We start from the raw sequence: 21,090 nt of genomic DNA, 5'->3' as shown, positions 1-21,090 counted from the left end.
GATGACGTTCGCCAAGGCGATCAACACGGGCCTGCGCAAGGCTCTCGAGCGCGACCCGAAGGTCCTGCTCATGGGGGAGGACATCGGCCCCCTCGGCGGCGTGTTCCGCGTGACCGACGGGCTGGCCAAGGACTTCGGCACCGAGCGCGTGGTCGACACCCCGCTCGCGGAGTCCGGCATCATCGGCACGGCGATCGGCCTCGCGCTGCGCGGCTACCGCCCGGTCTGCGAGATCCAGTTCGACGGGTTCATCTTCCCGGCGTTCGACCAGATCACCACGCAGCTGTCGAAGATGCACTACCGCTCCCGCGGCCGCCTCACCCTCCCGGTCGTCATCCGGGTGCCGTTCGGCGGCGGCATCGGCGCGGTCGAGCACCACAGCGAGTCCCCCGAGGTGCTGTTCGCGCACACCGCCGGGCTCCGCGTGGTCAGCCCGTCGGACCCGCAGGACGCGTTCACGATGATCCAGCAGGCCATCGCCTCCCCGGACCCGGTGCTGTTCTTCGAGCCGAAGGGCCGGTACTGGGACAAGGGCGACGTCGACACCGACGCCGACGCGCTGACCGCCCCGTCGACGATGGACGGCGCGCGCGTGCTGCGCCCCGGCACCGACGTCACGCTCGTCGCGCACGGCCCGACCGTCGCCACCGCGCTGAAGGTGGCCGACGCGGCCGCCGCCGAGGGCCGGAGCGTCGAGGTCGTCGACCTGCGCACGATCTCCCCGCTCGACATCACGACCGTCGCCGCGTCGGTGCGCCGCACCGGCCGCTGCGTCGTGGTCCACGAGGCGCCCGTCCTGTACGGGACGGGGGCCGAGGTCGCCGCGCGGGTCACGGAGGAGTGCTTCTACCACCTGGAGGCGCCGGTGCTCCGCGTCGGCGGGTTCCACACCCCGTACCCCGTCGCGAAGCTCGAGCACGAGTACCTGCCCGGCCTCGACCGCGTCCTGGACGCCGTCGACCGCGTGCTCGCGCACTGAGCCACCGCCGACCGCCCCATCCGGCCTCCCGCACCACCCGAGGAGCAGCACCCGTGCCGTCCTACCAGCAGTTCCGCCTCCCCGACGCCGGCGAGGGCCTGACCGAGGCCGAGATCGCCGCCTGGCACGTCGCCGTCGGGGACACCGTCGCGATCAACCAGACGATCGTCGAGATCGAGACCGCGAAGTCGCTCGTCGACCTGCCGAGCCCGTACGCCGGGGTCGTCACGCGGCTGCTCGTCGCCGAGGGCGAGACCGTCGAGGTCGGGACACCGATCATCGAGATCGACACCGACCCGTCCGGGGAGGCGCCTGCCGGCGGGACGCCCGGCGCCGTGGGGGCCGGCCCCGAGGTCGAGGTGTCCGGGCCGACGTCGGACGCGGACCCCGTCGCGGCCGCGGCGCCGTCCGGGGCTCCGGGTGCCGCCGCCCCCGCTGACGAGGAGGCCGGCGGCGCGGTGCTCGTGGGGTACGGCACCGCGTCCGCACCGACCCGGCGTCGCGCGCGGTTCACCTCCGCCGAGGGCGACCCCGTGGCCGGAGCGGCGGGACCGGACTCCTCCGCGGGCGCCGTGGAGGTGCGGCCGGTGACGGCTCCCCCCGCTGCCGCGCGCCAACGGCCACGCCCTCGCGAAGCCTCCGGTGCGCAAGCTCGCCCGGGACCTCGGCGTGGACCTCGACTCCGTGCAGCCCACCGGCCCCGGCGGCATCGTCACCCGCGAGGACGTGCTGGCCCAGCAGGCGAGCGCCGAGCCCCGCACCCTGGCGACCTACGCCGGTGACGACCAGCCGTGGCTCGCGTCCGGCACCGTGTCGCCAGACGGCCGGCAGACGCGCGTCCCGGTGAAGTCGGTCCGCAAGCGCACCGCCGAGGCGATGGTCACCTCCGCGTTCACCGCGCCGCACGTCACCGTGTTCCACACCGTCGACGTCACCCGCACCATGAAGCTCGTCGCCCGCCTGCGCGAGGACCGCGAGTTCGCGGACGTCCGCGTCACGCCGCTGCTCATCGCCGCGAAGGCCCTGCTCATGGCCGTGCGCCGGCACCCGGACGTCAACGCGTCCTGGGACGACGCCGCCCAGGAGATCGTCTACAAGCACTACGTGAACCTGGGCATCGCGGCGGCCACCCCGCGCGGCCTCGTCGTCCCGAACATCAAGGACGCGCACCGCCTCGGCCTGCACGAGCTCGCGGAGGGCCTCGCCTCCCTCACGTCCACCGCCCGGGCCGGCAAGACCACCCCGCGGGACATGTCCGACGGCACCATCACGATCACCAACGTCGGCGTCTTCGGCATCGACACCGGCACCCCGATCCTCAACCCCGGGGAGGCGGCGATCCTCGCGTTCGGCGCCATCCGGGAGCAGCCGTGGGTGCACAAGGGCAAGATCAAGATCCGCCACGTCACGCAGCTCGCGCTCAGCGTCGACCACCGCCTGGTGGACGGGGCGCTCGGGTCGCTGGTGCTGGCGGACGTCGCGGCGGTGCTCGCGGACCCGGCGCAGGCGCTCGTCTGGGGATGACGGGCGGTCGGGTGAACCGTGCCGGTCACCTCGCGCGCGCACGGCGCGAGCCCAGGTAGCCTGCCCGGCGTGACCTCCTTCTTCGACGACCCGGACGCGGCCATCGAGCGGGTGCAGGCGGACATCGCCGCTGCCCAGCAGCGCGCGGTGCTGGCGCAGCAGGTTCAGGAGCAGCTCGCCCGGGTGCGCGGCACCGCACGGAGCCCGCGCGGCGAGGTCACCGCGGAGGTGGACCCGTCGGGCCAGCTGCTCGACCTGGTGCTCGCCGACGCCGCCGTCGACCTCACCGCCCGCGACCTGTCGGCGCTCGTCCTCGACACCGTGCGGACTGCGGCACGGGACGCCGGGCGGCAGGCCCTGCAGCTCACCGAGCAGGCCTTCGGACCGGATTCAGGGGTCACCGAGCACCTGCGCGGCGAGCTCGCCGCGCGTCTGCGGTGACGGCTGTGGTTGCCGAGCTCCGTGTCGACACCGACGTCCTGCGCCGGCACGCCTCGCGGGTGGCCCAGGTCGCCGACGAGCTCGGCGTCGCCCAGAGTGCAGCCGCGTCGGTGAAGCTGCACGACGGCGCGTTCGGTGTCCTGTGCTCGTTCCTGCCCGGCATCGTGTCGGGCGTCGACGCCACCGCCCGCGACGCCGTGTCAGCCGTGCGGGAGGCGACCGACGCGATGGTCACCGAGCTCGGCGCGATGGCCCGTTCCATGGACGAGGCCGACGCGCGGGTCGAGCAGCGGATGCACACGCTGGCCCAGGGCCTGGGTGGGCACCGATGACGGCCAACCCCCTCGTCGCCGCGCCGGTCGACACGTCCACCGCGTTCGGCGGGGCAGGCCTGCTCGAGTCGCTGACCGACCTGTCGTCCTCCCTGGAGTCCGGTGACTGGCTCGCCGCCGGCCTGTCCGGCGTCGGCGTCGCCATGGACACCGCCGCCACCGTCATGGACCCGCTGGGCTCACTGATCGGGGCCGGTCTCGGCTGGCTGATGGAACACCTCGAGCCGCTGAAGGGCTGGCTGAACGACCTGACCGGGGACGCCGGCGCGGTCCTCGGCCACGCGGCCACCTGGGACAACATCGCCGCGTCCATGGCCTCCGCAGGCGACGAGCTCAACCGCGTGGTGACGGCCGACCTCGAGGCCATGTCCGGCGCGTCCGTGGCCGCCTACGCCGCCTACGCCAACGGTCTGGCCGACCGGGTCCGTGCCGCCGGCGGCTCCGCCTCCGCGATGGGCTCCGCGCTGCGCACCTGCTCCACCGTGGTGCAGGTCGTGCACGACCTGGTCCGCGACACCCTCGCCTCGCTCGTCGGCGCGATCATCTCCTGGGCCGCGGAGCTCGTCGTCACCGTCGGGCTCGCCACCCCGTACGTCGTCGGCCAGGTCACCACCCGGGTCGGGCAGCTCGCGGCACGGGTCGGGACGTCCGTGACCGACGTGCTGACCTCGGCGCGGTCGCTCAAGAACCTGCTGTCGGCACTGAAGGACGCGCTGGCCGAGCTGGCGGGCAGTGTCCGCGGTCGGCTGCCCGGCTCAGCTCGGGGTGCCGGGGACGGCGTGCCGACGCACCCGAGCGGGATGACGGTCGGAGATGGGGCGCGCCGGTCGACGTACGACCAGCTGCTCGACCCGCACATCCACCCGGACAACGTCCGGATCGTCGAACCGGACTACGACCCTTTCGGCGGACTGACCCGCGAGGAGTTCGCGGAGCAGTACCACTCGCACACCAGCCACGGGGAGCCGTCCTGGAACTGGCCTCCCCATGACGGTGCTGTTCCGGGAACGGTGTCGGTCCGCCCGCTCACCGGGACGGACCACCTCCCGCTGGACCGGATCGGTGGTGGTGGCGGTACCTACTTCTCGCCCGCTGATACTCCCTTCGGTGCGCGGTCCCTCCCTCCGGACCGGTTGAATTTCGAGCGGACCGGCTGGACCGTCGACACGAACCACCCGCTCGTGCAGTCCGGGCGCGTGCAGCTGGAGACGTCGCGCATCGCGGGATGGTTCGGTCAGGATGGTGGGGGCGTCCAGCACCAGTTCGTCACGACCGCGGTCCAGCCCGACGGGTCGGTAGTCACCCAAGCACTCAAGCAGGACATGCTGGAACGTCTAGGGATCATCAGGAAGGCGACATGAGCGACGCGACACCCCCGCCCACGGGTCATGCGGCTCGCGAGCTCTACGACGAGTGTCTCGCGCGCGGCTTCGTCAGCGGGGTCGACTTCTTCATCGAGGGCTCGCATGCGCCGCTGAGCAGCGAGCTGATCGTCCTCGTCAAAACACCCTCCGGATGGCAGGCGCTCTACTCGGACATGGGGCGCGAGAGCGTCATCGCGGAAGGCGCCACGATCGAGAGCGTGCGAGACGTCTTCCTGGAGGAGGTGGCGTGGCTGGCGGCGGGGCGCAGGCGAGGACCGTATGCGGGACGCTCCCGTAGCGAGACCGTCCCACCCTTGTCGTACGACGAGGCGGTGGCGGCGTTCGAGCGTGACTTCGGTCCGGGCACCGTGTAGCGCTCCGAGCGGGAAGGCGAGCCCCCTGGCGCGGTGGCCTGGTCGCCGTCGGCATCCTCCGGAAGGTCAGCCCGTGAGCCCCACCACCCCCGCCGACCCCCGGCTCGCCGAGCTGCGCGAGCAGTGCCTCGCCAGCGGGTTCGTCGAGGGGCTCGACTTCCACGTCGACGGCTTCCCGACCTCGCTCAGCAGCGAGCACGTCGAGCTGCGCGCCGAACCTGGTATGTGCACCGTCGACTACGTCGACATGGGCCGGCACCGGACGGTGGCGACTGCGTCGACCGTGGACGCGGTCGCCGCCCAGTTCGTCGAGGAGGTCGCGTGGCTCGCCGCCGGGCGCGGGCGCGGGCCGTACGCCGGGCAGACCCGGCCTGTCGTGCACTGGGGCGCCGGCCTCAGCGACGAGGAGTACCTGGCCGAGTTCGAGCGGAAGTACGGCCCGCCGCGCTGACACCCGACCCGGCAGGTTCAGTTACAGGGTCGGGTGTCAGCCGTCGAGCCGCGCAGCCACGTCGGCCGGGAACCCGCCGGTCGCGATCGGGCTCCAGCGGGTCGGCGTGACGCGGATCAGGCTCTTGCCCTGCACCCGCATCGCGGCGCGGTACTCGTCCCAGTCGGGGTGCTCGCCCGCGATGCAGCGGTAGTAGTCTACGAGGGCATCCTCCGCTTCTGGCATGTGCAGGACCTCGGCGTCGCCGTCGACCTGCACCCAGGCGCCGTTCCAGTCGTCGGACAGCACGCAGACCGACACGTGCGGGTCGCGCTCGGCGTTGACGGTCTTCGCGCGCCCCGGGTACGTCGAGATGACGATGCGGCCCTCGGTGTCGACCCCACCGCTGACCGGTGAGACCTGGGGCCGGCCGTCGCGCCGCGTGGTCACGAGGAGCAGGTGGTGCCGGGGGCGGACGAAGTCGAGGAGCTCGGGCAGGTCGACGGTGCGCGTCGTCGCGATGGATCGGGCCATGCCGCCGACCCTAGGCCGCGCGGCCCACGGCGTCCTTCCGGAGGGGCTGCGCGTGGTCCGCGCGGCCGTCGCGCGGAATCCGCGGCTACGCTGCTCTCTCGATGACCGGGATGATCGCGGTCTCCATGTGGCGCCGACCATCGACCGCGTCCTGGCGCTCGCACGCGAGATGCACCTGATCGACATCGACTGGGCGTCGCTCGGATGGCAGAAGGGCTGCGATGTCGCGCTTGCGACCATGCGGCAGCGGCACCCCGAGCTGAGTCTCGACGCTCTTTCCGCACTCGACTGGCAGTTCAGCTACTCGACACGCTGAGGCGTGTCGGCTCAGCCCGACGGCACCAGAGCACAGGTCCGCTTCGGCGGGCAGAAAGGGCAGTCGATGACCGCGGAGGGCGGAGATCACGACGCCGGTCCGGACCCGAGCACCTGGAGCTCCGACGTGCTGGACGCCATGAGCGAGGACGAGCGACGCGCCGAGATCGCCGCGCTCCACGCCCGAGCGCTGGACGACGCCGTCCGCCGTCGAGGACGCCCCCTGCGACCGGGGGACATCAGCAGCGAGAAGGGTCGGCTGCCGACGGTCACCGAGGTCGTCAGGCCGGCAGCGGGCGGGGAAGAGGTGCCGTGAGCGGCGGAGACCCGTACGACAGCATCGACGAGTGGCTGGCGCTGTCACCCGCGGAGAAGCTGGCCCGCTACCAGACGCATCGAAGACCGCCGTGGCGCCTTCGACTCCGGGAGGTGTGAACGGTGAGTGAGGACAAGGCCGACCACGCGGCGCTCGCGACTATTCGGGCCGAGTGCCTGGGTATGGGGTTCCTGGAAGGCCTCGACTTCCACGTCGATGGCTTTCCGACGGTCCTCAGCAGCGAGTACGTGGATCTTCGGCTCACCGCTGAGGGTTACGAGGTCCGGTACGCCGACATGGGGCGGAAGACCCTCGTGGGGAGGTCCGCGTCCTTGGCCGAGGCACGGGAGCTCTTCATCGAGCAGGTGACGCGACTGGCGGCAGGACGGAACCGCGGACCGCGTGCCGGGGTGCGCGAGGAGCACGTGGATTGGCGGGACACCATGACCGAGGAGCAGCTGATCGAGCGGTTCGAGCGGGAGCAGCGCGGGCGTCGCGAGGCACGGGACTGAGCCGCCGTCAGCCGGGTGCGAGCCCGCGTCGTCGGGCACCCACCTCCCACGTGAAAGAGGTGCCGTGAGCGGCGGAGACCCGCAAGAACCTCTTCCCGGGTCGCGGCGGCGGTGGGATGCTCCGTGCCATCGTCTCCGAGGGGGTAGCAGATGGCCACGCTCACGTACATCACGAACATGTCCCTCGACGGCTACATCGAGGACCGCCGAGGCGCCTTCGACTTCGGCCCGATGGACGACGGCCTGCTCGCCGCGTACACCGAGCTGATCCGGCCCGTCGAGACGTTCCTGTACGGACGCCGCCTGTACGAGGCGATGGCCGGCTGGGAGACCATGCCCGAGCTCGCGGCGCAGTCCGAGCTCTCGGCGGAGTTCGCGGGCGTCTGGCAGGCACCCCGCAAGATCGTCTACTCCACGACCCTGACGACGGTGCCGACCGCTCGCACGTCGATCGAGCGCGTCTTCGACGTCGACGCCGTCCGCCGGCTCAAGGCTGAGGCGGGCGGTGACCTGACCGTGGGGGGCGCCGACCTGGCGGCGCAGGCGCTCGCCGCGGGGCTCGTCGACGAGTGCCACCTGTTCGTCTGGCCGGTCACCGTGGGCGGCGGCAAGCCCGCGCTCCCGACCGACGCCGGTCTCGGCCTGGAGCTCCTCGACGAGCGCCGGTTCGGCAACGGTGTCCTGCTGCTCCGCTACCGCCCGCGGCCCTCGTCGGAGTCGTCGCGCTGACGCCCTAGGCGCCGGCGGCCGCCAGCAGGTCCACGGTGAGCGGCGCCAGCGGCAGCCGGGCCGCCTCCGAGGGGGTCACCCACACCGCCTCCTCGATCTCCGCGGTCGCCACCGCGCCGGTCACCCCGTCGACCGCGAACACGTGGGCCTCCAGCCGGTGGCCGGGCTCGTTCGCGGCAGCCGCGTCGCGCCGCCCGAGGTCGCGCACGCGCGCCGGGTCGACGACCACCGCGAGCTCCTCGCCGACCTCCCGGACCACGGCCGCGCGCGGGTCCTCGCCGGGCTCGATCTTGCCGCCCGCCTGCATGAACGCGGTCGTGCCGCGCTTGCGGACGAGCAGCCACCGGCCGGCGTCGTCGACGATGACCGCCGCGGCGATCCGGATGAGGGGCTGCTGCTCGAGGTCGGTCACGCCGCTCATCCTGCCGCGCTCTCGGCGCCGGGTGCTGCACCGGGTGCCGCGCTGGTCCAGGCGTCGGGGGTGAGGACGAGGTGGTCGAGCAGCCGGACACCGGTGACCGCGGCGGCCTCGGCGACCGCGGCGGTCGCCAGGAGGTCCGCCGGGTGCGGGCGCCGGTCGCCGGGGTCGTGCCGGTGCACGAGCGCCAGGGTGACGCCGCCGCGGCGCAGCGTCTCGGCCAGCACCTCCCGGACGGCGAACGGCGTCGCGTGCGCGTCGGCGCCCGGCACGACGACGGCCCCGAGCAGCCGGGACGCGCGGTCGCCCGCCACCGCCACCACCCGGCCGTCCGCGGGGCCACGCAGCAGCGGGCGGGCGATCCGCGCGACGTCGGCGGGGGTCCGCACGGTCTCCCGGCGGTCGGTCGACGTGCCGAACCGGCGGGCGAGTGCCAGCGCGGCGACCACCCGCGTCGCCTTCGCCGGTCCCACGCCGGGCGTCGCGAGGAGGGCGGCGGAGTCGGCCCGCGCGAGACCGGTCAGCCCGCCGTGCGCCGCCAGCAGGTCGCGGGAGGTGTCCAGCGCGCTGGACCCGCGCCGTCCGGAACCGAGCAGCAGCGCGACGAGCTCGACGTCCGAGAGCGCGTCGGCGCCCAGCCGCAGCATCCGCTCGCGCGGGCGCTGGTCGGGGTCGAGGTCGGCGAGCATCGGGGTCGTCACCTTCTCGACCCTAGGGTCGGGACCCGGGCCCGACGCCGTCGTCCACAGGCCGGGTTCGCCGGCGCGCTGCACGGGGTCACGGTGGACCTCCCGGGGAGGAGCGGGGAGAGCGGGTGCCGGCCGGACCGGGTGTGCCGGCGGGAGGCCGGCGGCACGTGCAGGCCGCCACTATGACGCACACCACCGACATCACCCCCGCCGGTGCTCCGCCCGCGGAGCGGTCCGCCGGGGACCCGGGAGATGATGGGCGGGTGATGTCTCCCGAGCGCCGGTCCGCGCCCGCCGCCCCGTCCCGCCCCGTCCGCGCCCGCGCGGTGGCCCGCCCGGCCCCGGCCGTCGCGCCTCGCGTCGCCGCGCTGCTGCTCGCCGTGCTGCTCGGGCTCGCGGCGGTGCTGGCGACGGCGACGCGCGCCGACGCCCACAACGCCCTGCAGGGCACCGACCCCGCGGACGGGTCGACCGTCGCGACGCCGCCGACCCACGTGACGCTGACGTTCGACCAGCCGGCGCAGGCGCTCGGCACGGAGATCGTCGTGGTCGGACCCGACGGGAGCACGGTGAGCACCGGCACCCCGGAGCTGGTCGACACCACGGTCTCGCAGGCGCTCGCGGCCGGCCTGCCCGCCGGGGACTACACCGTGCAGTGGCGCGTCACCTCCGCCGACGGGCACCCGCTGTCAGGGGAGCTGGGCTTCACGGCGTCCGCCGGTTCGGCCGCACCGGTGCAGGCGGCCCCGGAGCCGTCGACGACCAGCCAGGCGAGCCCCCAGGGGAAGACCTTCGCCACGCTGGCTCCTGAGTCCGAGGAGCTCGCGGAGGACGAGGGCGCCGGCCTCGAGGCCGGCGTGCTCGTCGCGATCGTCGTCGCGGTCCTCGCCGCCGGCGCCGTGACCGTGTTCGTCGTGCGCGAGCGGCGCCGGGCGAGGGACGGCCGGGCGGAGGACTGATGGCTCCCGGCGTCGCCGCAGCACCGGCAGGACCCCGCCCCGCGCGCACGACCCGCGGGACGGACCCCGCCGGCGGCTCCGACCGCTGGCTGCGGCTGGCGGCCCTCGCCGTCGCGGCGCTGGCGACCGTGGTCGCGGGCGTGGCGTTCACCGGTGCGGCCGCCCCGACGGCGCTGCGGGACCCGGGCGCGCTCGTGCGGTGGGGACTCCCGGTCGCCTCGACCGCCTCCGAGCTCGCGGCGTCCGCCACCCTCGGCGGCCTGGTGCTGCTGATCACCGTGCTGGTCCGGCGGCAGGACGGTGCCGCCGCGCGCGTCGCCTCCGGGGTCACCGCGGTCGCCGCGGCGGTGTGGACGCTCGCGGCCGTCGTCGAGCTGGTCCTGACCTACGCGAACGTCGCGGGGCTGCCGCTCACCGACCCGGCGTTCGGCGGGGAGCTCGGCCAGTTCGTCACGCAGTTCGAGCTCGGGCGGGTGCTGCTGTTCGTGGCGGTCGCCGCGGCGGTGGTCACGGCGCTCGCGCTGATGACGACGTCGCCGCTCGGTGCCGCCGGCATCGCCGCGGTCGTCGTCGTCGCGCTGTGGCAGGCCGCGCAGACCGGCCACGCGGCCGGTGCCGCGAGCCACGACCTCGCGACCTCCTCGATGTTCCTGCACCTGCTGGGCGCGGCGCTGTGGATCGGCACCCTGACGGCCCTGTCGCCGCTGGCCCACCGGCTCGGGTCCGACCTCGCGCCGGCGGTCGCCCGGTTCTCCGTGATCGCCGGCTGGTGCTTCGCCGCGGTCGCGGTGTCCGGCACGGTGAACTCGATCATCCGCGTGGGGTCGTGGGCCGACCTGGGGACCAGGTACGGCGTGCTGCTGCTCGCGAAGATCGCCCTGTTCGGCGTCCTCGGGCTGCTCGGGCTGGCGCACCGGCGGCGGGTGGTGTCCCGGCTGGCCGGCGACGAGCGCGCCCCCGCCACGTGGCTGTTCTGGCGCCTCGTGCTGGTGGAGCTGACGGTCATGGGCGCGGTGTCCGGGGTGGCCGTGGCGCTGGGTGCGTCCCCGCCGCCGGTCCCCGACGAGGCGATCACCGACCCGACTCCCGCGGAGATCGTCACCGGCCACGCCCTGCCGCCCGAGCCGACGACGCTCAGCTGGGTCACGCAGTGGCGGTGGGACGTCCTGCTGGCGTCTGCGGCCGTCGCCGGCCTGGTCGTCTACGTGCGGTGGGTGGTGCGCCTGCGGCGGCGCGGCGACACGTGGCCGTGGCTGCGCACGGTGTCGTGGGTCGCGGGCATGGTGCTGTTCTTCTGGACGACCTCCGGCGGCCCGGCGATGTACGGGCACGTGCTGTTCAGCGCCCACATGGTCGAGCACATGATCCTGGCGATGGTCGTGCCGGTGCTGCTGGCCCTGTCGGCGCCGGTGACCCTCGCGCTCCGGGCGCTGCCGTCACGCGGGACGCGGTCCGGCGCGGGGAAGGCCGGGCCGGACCTGTCCCGGGGGCCGCGCGAGTGGCTGCTGCTGCTGGTCCACAGCCCCTGGGGGCGGTTCTTCGCGAACCCGGTCGTCGCCGCGGTGAACTTCGCCGGGTCGATGATCGTCTTCTACTACACCGACGTGTTCGCGTGGGCGCTGACCTCCGAGGTCGGCCACTACGTGATGGTCGTGCACTTCTCGCTCGCCGGGTACCTGTTCGTCAACGCCCTGGTCGGCATCGACCCCGGTCCGCAGCGGCCGCCGTATCCGCAGCGGCTGCTGCTCCTGTTCGCCACGATGGCGTTCCACGCGTTCTTCGGCGTCGCCCTCACGTCCGGCGACGTGCTGCTGGTGCCCGAGTGGTTCGGCCTGCTGGGCCGCGAGTGGGGCCCGTCGGCGATCGAGGACCAGCAGCGCGGCGGCGGCGTGGCGTGGGGGATCGGCGAGCTGCCGACGCTCGCGCTGGCGATCGGCGTCGCGTTCGCGTGGGCCCGCGACGACGACCGCACCGCGAGGCGCCGCGACCGCAAGGTCGACCGCGACGGCGACGTCGAGATGGACGAGTACAACGCGATGCTCGCGCGGCTGGCGGCGCGGGACGGGCGGGCCGTGGCCGGTCCCGCCGGGGGCGCGGCTGGGGACGACCAGGCCGTTCCCGAGAGCGAGCCGCGCCGGTCGTGATAGGACGGCGGGGTGACCGACGCCGCAGCTGAGCCCACGCCGCCCACCCCCTTCCACGACCTCGACGCCTACGTCGCCCTGCCCCGGATGTCGGGCCTGGCGCTGTCCCCGGACGGCACCCGGCTCGTCACGGCCGTGTCGACGCTCGACGCGAAGCGCACCCGCTACGTCACCGCCCTGTGGGAGGTCGACCCCGAGGGGATCCGGCCCGCGCGGCGCCTGACGCGCTCCGCGAAGGGCGAGTCGTCCGCCCGGTTCGCCTCGACGGGGGACCTGCTGTTCACCTCCGGGCGACCCGACGCCGACGCCGAGGCACCGGACGACGAGCCGCCGGCTGCGCTCTGGCTGCTGCCCGCCGACGGCGCCGAGGCGCGGGTCGTCGCCGGCCGGAAGGCGGGCGTGGGCGGCGTCGTCGTCGCGCAGGACGCCCCCGTCGTGGTCGTCGCCTCCGACGTCCTGCCCCGCGCGACCGACGACGCCGAGGACGAGCGCCTGATCGGCGCCCGCAAGGACGCCAAGGTCAGCGCGATCCTGCACAGCACGTACCCCGTGCGGTACTGGGACCACGACCTCGGTCCCGCCGCGCCGCACCTGTTCGCCGGTGACCTGACCACCGTGGCCGCGTCGCCGGAGGCCGGTGCGCCCGCGCCCCGCCTGGACCTGCGGGACCTCGCGCCCGACGCCGGCGCCGCCCTGCAGCACCAGGACGCGGTGCTGTCGCCCGACGGGCGGACGCTGGTGACGTCCTGGACCCGCGCCGGTGCGCGCGGAGCCGTCCGGCAGCAGCTGGTGGCCGTGGACGTCGCCACGGGGACCCGCCGCGTGCTCGTCGACGACCCGGCGGCCGACGTCTCGTCCCCGGTGGTCTCGCCGGACTCCCGTCGCGTGGCCTACGTCCGGGAGACGATCACCACGCCGACCGAGGCGCCGCGCGTGGAGCTGTGGGTGCTGGACCTGACGACGGCGGGCGCCGAGCCGCAGCGCGTGGCCCCCGACTGGGACCGCTGGCCGCACGAGGTCGTGTGGACCCCGGACGGCGCGGGCCTGCTCGTCCAGGCCGACGACCTCGGCCGCGGGCCGGTGTTCCACGTCGCGCTCGACTCCGGCGCGGTGACGCGGGTGACCGCCGACGACGCCGTGCTCAACGAGCTGCAGGTGAGCCCCGACGGCCGCACCCTGTACGCGCTGCGGACGTCGTACACGCAGCCGTCGCACCCCGTGCGCGTGGACCTCGCGGTCGCGCTCGCCACCGGCACCCCGGTCGAGGCCGTGGCCCTGCCCGCGCCGGCGCCGCTGCCCGAGCTGCCCGGCACGCTCACGGAGGTCACCGCGACCGCCGAGGACGGCGCGGAGGTGCGCGCGTGGCTCGTGCTGCCCGACGGCGCGTCGGCCGCGTCGCCCGCGCCCCTGCTGCTGTGGATCCACGGCGGGCCGCTCGGGTCCTGGAACGCCTGGTCGTGGCGGTGGAACCCCTGGATCATGGCGGCCCGCGGCTACGCGGTGCTGCTGCCCGACCCCGCGCTGTCCACCGGCTACGGCCAGGACTTCGTCCAGCGCGGCTGGGGCGCCTGGGGCTCCGCCCCGTTCACCGACCTGATGGCGGTCACCGACGCGACCGTCGCGCGGGCGGACGTCGACGAGACCCGCACCGCGGCGATGGGCGGCTCGTTCGGCGGCTACATGGCCAACTGGGTCGCCGGGCACACCGACCGGTTCCGCGCGATCGTCACGCACGCCAGCCTGTGGGCGCTCGACCAGTTCGGCCCGACCACCGACCACTCCTTCTACTGGGAGCGGGAGATGACACCGGAGATGGCGCTGGCCAACTCCCCGCACCTGTCGGTCGACAAGATCGTCACGCCGATGCTGGTCGTGCACGGCGACAAGGACTACCGGGTGCCGATCGGCGAGGGTCTGCGGCTCTGGTACGAGCTGCTGTCCCGGTCCGCGCTCGCGGCCGACGAGGACGGGCGGACGCCGCACCGGTTCCTGTACTTCCCGGACGAGAACCACTGGGTGCTCACGCCGCAGCACGCGAAGGTCTGGTACCAGGTGGTCGACGCGTTCCTCGCGGAGCACGTGCTGGGCCTGTCCGGCGACGAGCTGCCCCCGCTGCCGGAGGTGCTCGGCTGACGCGGACCGGGGTGTCCCGCGACCGGTCGGACACCCCGGCGTTGCTCAACCGGAATGTTGAGCAACCGGACGGCTCGTCCCTCGCGACGGTGGCTCGGCGCGCGTGATCGCAGGTCCGACGCCACACTCGTCCCCAGACCCGGGCATCCGCGCCCGGGCCGGTGGAAGGAGTCCGACCATGGGCATCGGAGGCGGCATCGCCCTGATCGTCATCGGCGCGATCCTCGCGTTCGGCGTGAGCGACAACATCGCGAACGTCGACCTCACGGTCATCGGCTACATCTGCATGGGCGCGGGGATCCTCGCGCTGATCCTCGCCCTCGTGCTCACCCGGCAGCGGGCGAACACCTCGCACCGCGAGGTCGTCGAGCGCTACGAGGGCCGCACCCCGCCGCCCCCGCCGGCGGTCTGACCCGCTCCTCGCACCCGGGTGGAGCGTCCGGCCGGACACGCCGCGGCGAGTCGGGCCGGACGCTCCACTGCGAGGGCAGGACCGGGGTGTCGGTGGTCGGCGTGAGGATGGGCCCGCCGGTGCAGGGCCGGCAGGGGGAGGGCACATGGACCAGGACGAGGCGCGCCGGCTGAAGCAGCAGCTCGCGGCGTACGTGGCGGAGCTCGCGCAGCGGGGCGTGGTGGCGGAGGCGTCCGCCGTGGATGCCCCCCGCCCGGCGGCGGTCGCCCTCGGGCTCGCACCGCGGCTCGACGGCTCGTACGGCGTGGCCGTGCGGTACCGGCTGGGCGTGCCGGGCGTCCGCAGCGTCGCCCGGCGCGTCGCCGAGCAGGTCGGGCCCGTCGCCGACGTGCGACGCACCGGCAGGATCCGGGCGCTCGCCGCCGGCACGGACACCGGCACCGGCATCCCGACCCCGCGGCCGCCCGTCGCGACCGCGCAGGCCGTCGGCGAGACGGGACGCGTCCGCCCGCTGCGCCCCGGGGTGTCGATCGCGCACGTGGACGTCAGCGCCGGCACCCTCGGCGCGTTCGTGACCGTCGACGGGGCCGTCCACGCGCTCTCGAACTACCACGTGCTCGCCGGCTCACCCCGCGCCCGGACCGGCGACCTCGTGCTCCAGCCCGGCCCGGCGGACGGCGGCACGGCGCCCGAGGACCGCGTCGGCACGCTCGCCGCGACCGTCCCCCTGGTGCCCGGCCGCACCGGGACCGTCGACTGCGCGGTCGCGCTGCTGGACGACCCGGCCGTCGAGCCCACCTACCCCGTCGGCGCGGTGACCCGGACGGCCGTCGCGGTCGGCGGGGAGAGCGTCGGGAAGATCGGCCGCACCACCGCCGTCACGCAGGGCCGGGTGACCGCCATCGAGCTCGACGACGTCGTCGTCGGCTACGGCGAGGAGCTCGGCGAGCTGCGCTTCGACGACCAGATCGAGGTGGAGTCCACCGGTGGCGGCCCGTTCTCCCGCGGCGGGGACTCGGGCTCGCTCGTCTACCGGGCGGACGGCGTCGCCCTGGGGCTGCTCTTTGCGGGGTCCGAGACGGGGGGCGAGAATGGCACCGGGCTGACGTACGTCAACCCGATCGACGCCGTGCTCACGGCGCTCGGCGCCCGGCTGGTGGGTCCGCCCCCCGCCTGACGCCCCGCCGCGACCGGCACGAGGGGCGAGGGCGGTGACCGCATGGCCGACATCGACCGCGCCCGCGCTGCCAAGCAGCACCTGCGACGCGACCTGGGGGGCCGGGACGGGGTCCGGGGCATCGGACTGGCCCGGGGGGACGACGGCTACCGGCTGCAGGTCAGCGTCGCGTCGCGTGCGGACGCCGCCGGGCTGCCCGCCGCGGTCGACGGGGTCGCCGTGCGGGTGCGCGTCGTCGGGGCGGTCGAGGCGCAGGCCTGACCGCGGCGGCGTGGCTGACGACCCGTCCGCTCGCGCTCCGGACGGTGCGGCACACCGTCCCCGCGCGTCGTGTTGACTGTCCCCGTGACCACCAGCAGCACCCGTCTCCCGAAGGTCCGCGCGTCCGAGCTCGTCGGCCGCGGCTGGCTCAACACCGGCGGCCAGGACGTCGCGCTCGCGGACCTCCGCGGCAAGATCGTCCTGCTCGACTTCTGGACGTTCTGCTGCATCAACTGCCTGCACGTCCTGGACGAGCTGCGTGAGCTCGAGGAGCGGTACCGCGACGTCCTCGTGATCGTCGGGGTGCACTCGCCGAAGTTCGTGCACGAGGCCGACCCGGTGGCCCTGGCCGCGGCGGTCGAGCGGTACGAGGTGCACCACCCCGTCCTGGACGACCCCGAGCTGGTGACCTGGTCCGCCTACACGGCCCGCGCCTGGCCGACGCTGGTCGTCATCGACCCCGAGGGCTACGTCGTCGCGCAGATGGCCGGCGAGGGGCACCAGACCAACGTCGAGCGCCTGGTCGAGGACCTCGTCGCCGAGCACGACGCGAAGGGCACGCTGCACCGCGGCGCCGGCCCGTACGTCCCGCCGGAGCCGACCGCCGGGACGCTGCGGTTCCCCGCGAAGGCGGTCGCCCTGCCGGGCGGGACGTTCCTGGTCGCCGATGCCGGGCACCACTCGGTGGCGGAGCTCGCCGCCGACGGCGAGACGCTGCTGCGCCGCATCGGGTCGGGGGAGCGCGGCCTGGTGGACGGCGAGCCGGGCGACGCCCGGTTCAGTGAGCCGAACGGGCTGGCGCTGCTGCCGGAGGACGTCGCCGCGGCGGTCGGGTACGACGTGCTGGTCGCCGACACGGTGAACCACGCCCTGCGCGGGGTGCGCCTGTCGGACGGCCGGGTGACCACCGTCGCGGGCACGGGCGCGCAGTACCTGGTCGGGGAGCCGACCGTGCCGTCGCCGCTGCCCGGGCGCACGGACCTGTGGCGCACCGACGGCGCGCCGCGGGCGGCCACGTCGGTGCCGCTGTCGTCCCCGTGGGACGTGGCGTGGTCCCCGCAGACCGGCACGGCGCTCGTCGCGATGGCGGGCAACCACCAGCTCTGGGCGTTCGACCCCGTGGCCGGTGCCGTCGAGCCCGTCGCCGGGACGATGAACGAGGGCCTCGTCGACGGCGACCCCCGCGAGGCCTGGTTCGCCCAGACCTCCGGCGTCGCGCTCGCCCCGGGCGGCCGGCTGTGGCTGGCGGACTCCGAGGTGTCGGCGCTGCGCTGGATCGACCCGGGCGTCGAGGCCCCGGACGCCGGTCGCGCCGGGCCCGCCGACGCGTACGCCGCCGCCACCGTGGGCACGGCCGTCGGGGAGGGGCTGTTCGACTTCGGGCACCGGGACGGCTCCGCCGACCAGGCGCTGCTGCAGCACCCGCTGGGCGTCGCGGTGCTGCCCGACGGCTCCGTGGTGGTGGCCGACACCTACAACGGCGCGGTCCGCCGGTTCGCGCCCGGCGACGCCGGCACGCCGGGGGAGGTCAGCACCCTCGCGACGGGGCTCGCGGAGCCCAGCGGCATCGTCGTGCAGACCGACCCCGAGGCGGGCGGCGTGACGCTGCTCGTCGTGGAGTCCGCGGCGCACCGGCTCACCCGGGTGGCCCTGCCGGCCACGCTGGCCGGCGAGGTCCTCGACTCCGGGGCGCACCGGACGCAGCGCCCCGTCACCGAGATCGCGCCCGGGGAGCTCGCGCTCGACGTCGTGTTCACCCCCGCCGCGGGGCAGAAGTACGACGACCGGTACGGGGCGTCCACGATGCTGCGCGTGTCGGCCACCCCGCCGGAGCTGCTGCTCGACGGCGCGGGCGACGACGTGCCGCTCACCCGGACGCTGCGGATCAACCCGGAGGTCGGCGAGGGCGTGCTCCACGTGACGGCCCGCGCGGCCAGCTGCGACGCCGACCCCGCGATCGAGTTCCCCGCCTGCCACCTGAACTCCCAGGACTGGGGCGTGCCGGTGCGCGTCGCCGCGGCCGCCCCGGCGACCCTGACGCTCCCGCTGCACGGCTGACGCGGCGCCGCCGAGCCGGCCCGAGGTCGTCACACCGGCACGAGGTCGTCCCGCAGGACTGACGACCTCGTGCACGACTGACGACCTCGGCCGCGCCCGTCGACCCCCGCGCCCGCCGACCGGCCGGCGCTCGGGCGATCGTCAGGACGCGCCGAGCACCGCCAGCGACACCAGCGTGTCCAGCGTCGACTCGACGGTGCCGTCGTCCGTCGCGGGCAGGGTGGACTCGACGGTGGCCGTCCACGGGCCGCGGGTGAGCTCCAGCTGCCGCATCCCGCTCACGTGCAGCGACGACGTCCCGCCGCGCGCGACGACCACCCGCCCCTCGCCCTCGGGCCCGGGCTCGCGCGCGACGGACCACCCGGACCCGCCCATGGCCTCGGTGGTCGCGGCCGCCAGGGCGCACAGCCGCGTGAGCACCGCGGGCCCGGTCGCGGAGAGCGCGGTGACGGCGGCGGACACGGTGCGGCTGAGCACGGCGCCGGGGTCGTCGGCCCGGTACTGGCGTGCGCGCGCCGCCGCGTGGGAGCGCTTGGCGTGGTACTGCGCGGCGTCGGCCCGCCGGAACAGCGACCGGGGCGTCGGCGCGGCCCCCAGGGAGCCGCGCGCGGAGGACGCGATGCCGTAGGACAGCGAGGCGCCGTGCGGGAGCGCGCTGTCGTTGACGGTCGCGTCCATCACCTGCACGACGGTCGTCCGGGGGATCCCCGACGTCACGATGCAGAACTCGTCGCCGCCGATGCGGGCGGCGGTGGACCCGGGCAGCCCGCTGCTCGCGCGGCGGAGCACACCGGCCACGCTGCGCAGCAGCTCGTCCCCGGCGTCGTGGCCGAGCTCGTCGTTCACCCGCTTGAGGCCGTCGACGTCGCACATGACGATGCAGGTCTCGTCGCCGGACGCGATGGCGGCGTGCGCGGCCTCGTCGGCGACCCGGCGCGTGCTCAGCCCGGTCAGCGCGTCGTCCGAGACGAGGTGCCGCACCTGCTCGGCCAGGTCCAGGCGGGCGACGTGCGCGCCGACCAGGGCGCCGAGCACCTCGCCGCGGGCGGCGTCGTCGGGGGTGAACGCCGCCGCGCGCTCGTCGCGGACGGCGCACAGCAGCCCCCACAGGTCTCCGTTGACCACGACGGGAGCGGCGAGCGCGGGGTGCGGCCGCACGGGGTCGTCGCCCGGCGCGGAGAGCCATGTCTCCTGGTGCCGGACGAGGGCGCGCACGGCCTCCCCGTCCTTCAGGGCGTCCTGCGCGGCGGCGACCTCGTCGGCCGGCTCGGCGGCCTGGACCTCCCAGTCGTCCTGCTCGATGCGGGCGATGGCCGCGACCCCGGCGCCCAGGACGTCCCGGGCGGCGACGACGGCGGCCTCGTGGACCTCGGGCAGCGTGGTGCAGCCGCCGAGGCGGTGCGCGAGCAGGGCGAAGTGCCGGGCGTCGTCCCCGTCACCGCGGGGCGCGCTCGTCCGGGCCGGCGGCTGGGCGTCGGTCACGCGCCCATCATCGCCCGTCACGGGCCCGACCACACCCGGGCGCACCGGACGGGCGCCGCCGTGCGGGTGAACGGCGCGTCCTCACGCGGCGGATCAGGCGGGGACGGCCTCGGGCAGACGGGCGCGGACGCGGTCGCCGGCGCCGACGGCGCGCAGGACGAACAGGACGGTTGACTCGATGGCCCGGTCCCGGGCCGGGCCCTCCTCCGGCAGGGCGCGGCTGCTGAGGCACGCGTTGACCAGGGACACCGTGGTGCCGAGGTCCTGCTCGGGGAACTCGCCGGACTCGATGCCGGCGGCGAGGATGCGCCGGAGCATGGCCTCGACCATGACGACGTGCTCGCGCACCCGCTGCTGCGTGCTGCGGGACAGCACCGACCGCAGGTCCGGGCCGGGGGCCAGGTGGTAGTCGCGCTTGAGGACGCACTGCGCGCGGACGTAGGCGCGCAGCTGGTCGGTGGGGTCGTCGACGCCGGCGAGCTCCGCCTCGAGGGCCGCCACGTACTGCGCCGTCTCGTGCATGATGAAGCCGACGAGCATCGACTCCTTGTCGGCGAAGTGGTTGTACACCGCGGTGCGCCCCACGCCGGCCGCCTGGGCGATGTCCGCCAGGGTGATCGCGTCGAACCCGCGCTCGGCCATGAGCCGGGACAGCGCGCCGAACAGCTTGAGCCGCGTCTGCTCGCGGTGCTCGTGCAGCGAGCCGCCGATGATCTTGGGCATGCTGACATTCTCGCACGGAACGTCAGCACCCGGGGCGGAACTCGGGCGAACCGGACGTCAGGCCGCCCGGTGCACCTCGCCGAGCGCGGCGAACAGGGCGCGGTTGTGCCGGAACGCGGCGCGGGCCTCCTCGACCACGGCCTCCCGCTCGGCGGTCGTGAACCCCAGGGCGTCGACGCGCTCGCGGTACAGGTCCTTGAACGGCTTCGGCTTCGGGATCTGCGGGAACGCGTAGAACCCGACCCCCGCGTCCGCCACGCCGTAGTGCCGCTGGACCATCCGGCCGATGACCTGCCCGCCCGACAGGTCGCCGAGGTAGCGCGTGTACGAGTGCGCCACGTACCGGCCGACGGAGGACCCACCGGCGCGGATGCGGTCGGCGTACGCGGCCGTCGCGGGCAGGGGAGCGGCCTGCGCGCGCCACCCTGGACCGACGAGGTGCTCCAGGTCGGCGGCGATGGCCGGGGCGCGGCGCAGCTCGTCGAACACGACGCCGGCGCCCTCCGGCGTGCGGCGGACGTCCTCGGCGACCTCCTCGAGCGCGACGTAGACCGTGTGGAGCTGGAGGGCGAGGTCGACGTACGCCGCGGTGGTGAGGCGGCCGGTGAGCAGGTCGTCGACGAAGGCGGCGCCCTCGGCCGCCTCGTGCTCCGCGCGCGTGCCCTCGCGCAGCAGGAGCGACAGGGGCGGCGTCGCCGCGGCGTCCCCGGTTCCCGCCAGGACGGCGTGCGGCACCGCGGCGGGCAGGTCGTGCGTGGTGGTCATCAAGGCTCCTGGGCCGGTC

Annotated in this window: 24 protein-coding genes and 1 pseudogene; 19 read left to right on the top strand and 6 right to left on the bottom strand. The window is 75.1% G+C overall.

Annotated features, from left to right (window positions below; translation table 11 throughout):
* Position 1 precedes the first annotated feature (1 nt).
* The 7 genes and pseudogenes from KJP73_RS08445 (at position 2) to KJP73_RS08415 (ending at position 5,465) form a co-directional block, all read left to right on the top strand.
* Positions 2–979: an alpha-ketoacid dehydrogenase subunit beta gene (locus KJP73_RS08445; RefSeq protein ID WP_213282452.1), complete on the top strand. Its 978-nt coding sequence runs from the start codon at positions 2–4 to the stop codon at positions 977–979.
* Between the two features lie 53 nt (positions 980–1,032).
* Positions 1,033–2,503 (top strand): annotated as a pseudogene (locus KJP73_RS19630) (dihydrolipoamide acetyltransferase family protein).
* A 69-nt stretch (positions 2,504–2,572) separates the two neighbouring features.
* Positions 2,573–2,944 carry a YbaB/EbfC family nucleoid-associated protein gene (locus KJP73_RS08435; protein WP_213282352.1) on the top strand — a complete coding sequence of 124 codons (372 nt, stop codon included), beginning with the start codon at positions 2,573–2,575 and terminating at the stop codon, positions 2,942–2,944.
* 5 nt (positions 2,945–2,949) lie between these two features.
* Positions 2,950–3,276 carry a type VII secretion target gene (locus tag KJP73_RS08430; protein WP_213282351.1) on the top strand — a complete coding sequence of 109 codons (327 nt, stop codon included), beginning with the start codon at positions 2,950–2,952 and terminating at the stop codon, positions 3,274–3,276.
* A complete protein-coding gene (locus tag KJP73_RS08425) occupies positions 3,273–4,637 on the top strand; it encodes a TNT domain-containing protein (protein WP_213282350.1) in 1,365 nt (454 codons plus the stop codon). The genes KJP73_RS08430 and KJP73_RS08425 overlap by 4 nt, the downstream gene beginning before the upstream one ends.
* Complete coding sequence (locus KJP73_RS08420) at positions 4,634–5,014, top strand: hypothetical protein (protein WP_213282349.1); 381 nt, start codon at positions 4,634–4,636, stop codon at positions 5,012–5,014. Before KJP73_RS08425 ends, KJP73_RS08420 begins: the two co-directional genes overlap by 4 nt.
* Positions 5,015–5,087: 73 nt before the next feature.
* Complete coding sequence (locus tag KJP73_RS08415; RefSeq protein WP_213282348.1) at positions 5,088–5,465, top strand: hypothetical protein; 378 nt, start codon at positions 5,088–5,090, stop codon at positions 5,463–5,465.
* Positions 5,466–5,501: 36 nt separating this feature from the next.
* Here the strand turns inward: KJP73_RS08415 and KJP73_RS08410 are convergent, their stop codons facing one another.
* On the bottom strand, positions 5,502–5,978 hold the full coding sequence (locus tag KJP73_RS08410) for a PPOX class F420-dependent oxidoreductase (protein ID WP_213282347.1): 477 nt from the start codon (positions 5,976–5,978) through the stop codon (positions 5,502–5,504).
* A gap of 127 nt (positions 5,979–6,105) precedes the next feature.
* Between KJP73_RS08410 and KJP73_RS08405 the strand changes: the two genes are divergently transcribed.
* The 5 genes from KJP73_RS08405 to KJP73_RS08390 all read left to right on the top strand — a co-directional run bounded on the left by KJP73_RS08405 (position 6,106) and on the right by KJP73_RS08390 (position 7,850).
* The gene (locus KJP73_RS08405) at positions 6,106–6,294 is read left to right on the top strand and encodes a hypothetical protein (RefSeq protein ID WP_213282346.1); all 189 of its coding nucleotides are present in this window, start codon (positions 6,106–6,108) and stop codon (positions 6,292–6,294) included.
* 66 nt (positions 6,295–6,360) lie between these two features.
* Entirely contained in the window at positions 6,361–6,609 is a 249-nt protein-coding gene (locus KJP73_RS08400; protein ID WP_213282345.1) for a hypothetical protein, read from the top strand.
* Positions 6,606–6,728 (top strand): hypothetical protein, encoded by a 123-nt coding sequence (locus tag KJP73_RS19520; protein ID WP_283770225.1) that lies wholly within the window; start codon positions 6,606–6,608, stop codon positions 6,726–6,728. The genes KJP73_RS08400 and KJP73_RS19520 overlap by 4 nt, the downstream gene beginning before the upstream one ends.
* 3 nt (positions 6,729–6,731) lie before the next feature.
* On the top strand, positions 6,732–7,121 hold the full coding sequence (locus KJP73_RS08395) for a hypothetical protein (RefSeq protein WP_213282344.1): 390 nt from the start codon (positions 6,732–6,734) through the stop codon (positions 7,119–7,121).
* 150 nt (positions 7,122–7,271) lie between these two features.
* Complete coding sequence (locus KJP73_RS08390) at positions 7,272–7,850, top strand: dihydrofolate reductase family protein (RefSeq protein ID WP_213282343.1); 579 nt, start codon at positions 7,272–7,274, stop codon at positions 7,848–7,850.
* Between the two features lie 4 nt (positions 7,851–7,854).
* Here the strand turns inward: KJP73_RS08390 and KJP73_RS08385 are convergent, their stop codons facing one another.
* A complete protein-coding gene (locus KJP73_RS08385; RefSeq protein ID WP_249669220.1) occupies positions 7,855–8,262 on the bottom strand; it encodes an NUDIX hydrolase in 408 nt (135 codons plus the stop codon).
* 5 nt (positions 8,263–8,267) lie between these two features.
* Positions 8,268–8,969, bottom strand: a complete 702-nt coding sequence (locus tag KJP73_RS08380) for a JAB domain-containing protein (RefSeq protein WP_213282341.1) — start codon at positions 8,967–8,969, stop codon at positions 8,268–8,270.
* Positions 8,970–9,139: 170 nt separating this feature from the next.
* On the opposite strand from KJP73_RS08380, the gene KJP73_RS08375 reads away from it, so the two are divergent.
* The 7 genes from KJP73_RS08375 (at position 9,140) to KJP73_RS08345 (ending at position 18,101) form a co-directional block, all read left to right on the top strand.
* Entirely contained in the window at positions 9,140–9,916 is a 777-nt protein-coding gene (locus tag KJP73_RS08375; RefSeq protein WP_213282340.1) for a copper resistance CopC family protein, read from the top strand.
* Positions 9,916–12,060 carry a cytochrome c oxidase assembly protein gene (locus KJP73_RS08370; RefSeq protein WP_213282339.1) on the top strand — a complete coding sequence of 715 codons (2,145 nt, stop codon included), beginning with the start codon at positions 9,916–9,918 and terminating at the stop codon, positions 12,058–12,060. The genes KJP73_RS08375 and KJP73_RS08370 overlap by 1 nt, the downstream gene beginning before the upstream one ends.
* Before the next feature lie 12 nt (positions 12,061–12,072).
* Complete coding sequence (locus KJP73_RS08365) at positions 12,073–14,193, top strand: prolyl oligopeptidase family serine peptidase (protein ID WP_433995158.1); 2,121 nt, start codon at positions 12,073–12,075, stop codon at positions 14,191–14,193.
* A 178-nt stretch (positions 14,194–14,371) separates the two neighbouring features.
* Positions 14,372–14,605 (top strand): DUF6458 family protein, encoded by a 234-nt coding sequence (locus KJP73_RS08360; RefSeq protein ID WP_213282338.1) that lies wholly within the window; start codon positions 14,372–14,374, stop codon positions 14,603–14,605.
* Between the two features lie 145 nt (positions 14,606–14,750).
* Positions 14,751–15,782, top strand: coding sequence for a hypothetical protein (locus tag KJP73_RS08355; protein WP_213282337.1), 1,032 nt, complete (start codon positions 14,751–14,753; stop codon positions 15,780–15,782).
* 42 nt (positions 15,783–15,824) lie between these two features.
* Positions 15,825–16,043, top strand: coding sequence for a hypothetical protein (locus KJP73_RS08350; RefSeq protein ID WP_213282336.1), 219 nt, complete (start codon positions 15,825–15,827; stop codon positions 16,041–16,043).
* Positions 16,044–16,127: 84 nt separating this feature from the next.
* Complete coding sequence (locus tag KJP73_RS08345) at positions 16,128–18,101, top strand: NHL domain-containing thioredoxin family protein (RefSeq protein ID WP_213282335.1); 1,974 nt, start codon at positions 16,128–16,130, stop codon at positions 18,099–18,101.
* Positions 18,102–18,242: 141 nt separating this feature from the next.
* Here the strand turns inward: KJP73_RS08345 and KJP73_RS08340 are convergent, their stop codons facing one another.
* The 3 genes from KJP73_RS08340 to KJP73_RS08330 form a co-directional block, all read right to left on the bottom strand.
* Positions 18,243–19,583 (bottom strand): GGDEF domain-containing protein, encoded by a 1,341-nt coding sequence (locus KJP73_RS08340; protein ID WP_213282334.1) that lies wholly within the window; start codon positions 19,581–19,583, stop codon positions 18,243–18,245.
* A gap of 93 nt (positions 19,584–19,676) precedes the next feature.
* Positions 19,677–20,306, bottom strand: a complete 630-nt coding sequence (locus tag KJP73_RS08335; RefSeq protein ID WP_213282333.1) for a TetR/AcrR family transcriptional regulator — start codon at positions 20,304–20,306, stop codon at positions 19,677–19,679.
* A gap of 57 nt (positions 20,307–20,363) precedes the next feature.
* Positions 20,364–21,071 (bottom strand): heme oxygenase (biliverdin-producing), encoded by a 708-nt coding sequence (locus KJP73_RS08330; RefSeq protein ID WP_213282332.1) that lies wholly within the window; start codon positions 21,069–21,071, stop codon positions 20,364–20,366.
* Positions 21,072–21,090: the final 19 nt, after the last annotated feature.

The sequence above is a fragment of the Cellulomonas hominis genome (assembly GCF_901521055.1).
Taxonomy (GTDB): domain Bacteria; phylum Actinomycetota; class Actinomycetes; order Actinomycetales; family Cellulomonadaceae; genus Cellulomonas; species Cellulomonas endometrii.
The sequence above is the reverse complement of the archived record's forward strand: the minus strand, read 5'-3'. Positions and strand labels throughout refer to the sequence as shown.

Bases quoted from the DNA above. Each gene is read 5' to 3' on its own strand.
- KJP73_RS08445 (WP_213282452.1), top strand. From the start codon at position 2: ATGACGTTCGCCAAGGCGATCAACACGGGCCTGCGCAAGGCTCTCGAG.
- KJP73_RS08425 (WP_213282350.1), top strand. From the start codon at position 3,273: ATGACGGCCAACCCCCTCGTCGCCGCGCCGGTCGACACGTCCACCGCG.
- KJP73_RS08420 (WP_213282349.1), top strand. From the start codon at position 4,634: ATGAGCGACGCGACACCCCCGCCCACGGGTCATGCGGCTCGCGAGCTC.
- KJP73_RS08410 (WP_213282347.1), bottom strand. From the start codon at position 5,978: ATGGCCCGATCCATCGCGACGACGCGCACCGTCGACCTGCCCGAGCTC.
- KJP73_RS08400 (WP_213282345.1), top strand. From the start codon at position 6,361: ATGACCGCGGAGGGCGGAGATCACGACGCCGGTCCGGACCCGAGCACC.
- KJP73_RS08390 (WP_213282343.1), top strand. From the start codon at position 7,272: ATGGCCACGCTCACGTACATCACGAACATGTCCCTCGACGGCTACATC.
- KJP73_RS08375 (WP_213282340.1), top strand. From the start codon at position 9,140: ATGACGCACACCACCGACATCACCCCCGCCGGTGCTCCGCCCGCGGAG.
- KJP73_RS08370 (WP_213282339.1), top strand. From the start codon at position 9,916: ATGGCTCCCGGCGTCGCCGCAGCACCGGCAGGACCCCGCCCCGCGCGC.
- KJP73_RS08360 (WP_213282338.1), top strand. From the start codon at position 14,372: ATGGGCATCGGAGGCGGCATCGCCCTGATCGTCATCGGCGCGATCCTC.
- KJP73_RS08355 (WP_213282337.1), top strand. From the start codon at position 14,751: ATGGACCAGGACGAGGCGCGCCGGCTGAAGCAGCAGCTCGCGGCGTAC.
- KJP73_RS08350 (WP_213282336.1), top strand. From the start codon at position 15,825: ATGGCCGACATCGACCGCGCCCGCGCTGCCAAGCAGCACCTGCGACGC.
- KJP73_RS08335 (WP_213282333.1), bottom strand. From the start codon at position 20,306: ATGCCCAAGATCATCGGCGGCTCGCTGCACGAGCACCGCGAGCAGACG.
- KJP73_RS08330 (WP_213282332.1), bottom strand. From the start codon at position 21,071: ATGACCACCACGCACGACCTGCCCGCCGCGGTGCCGCACGCCGTCCTG.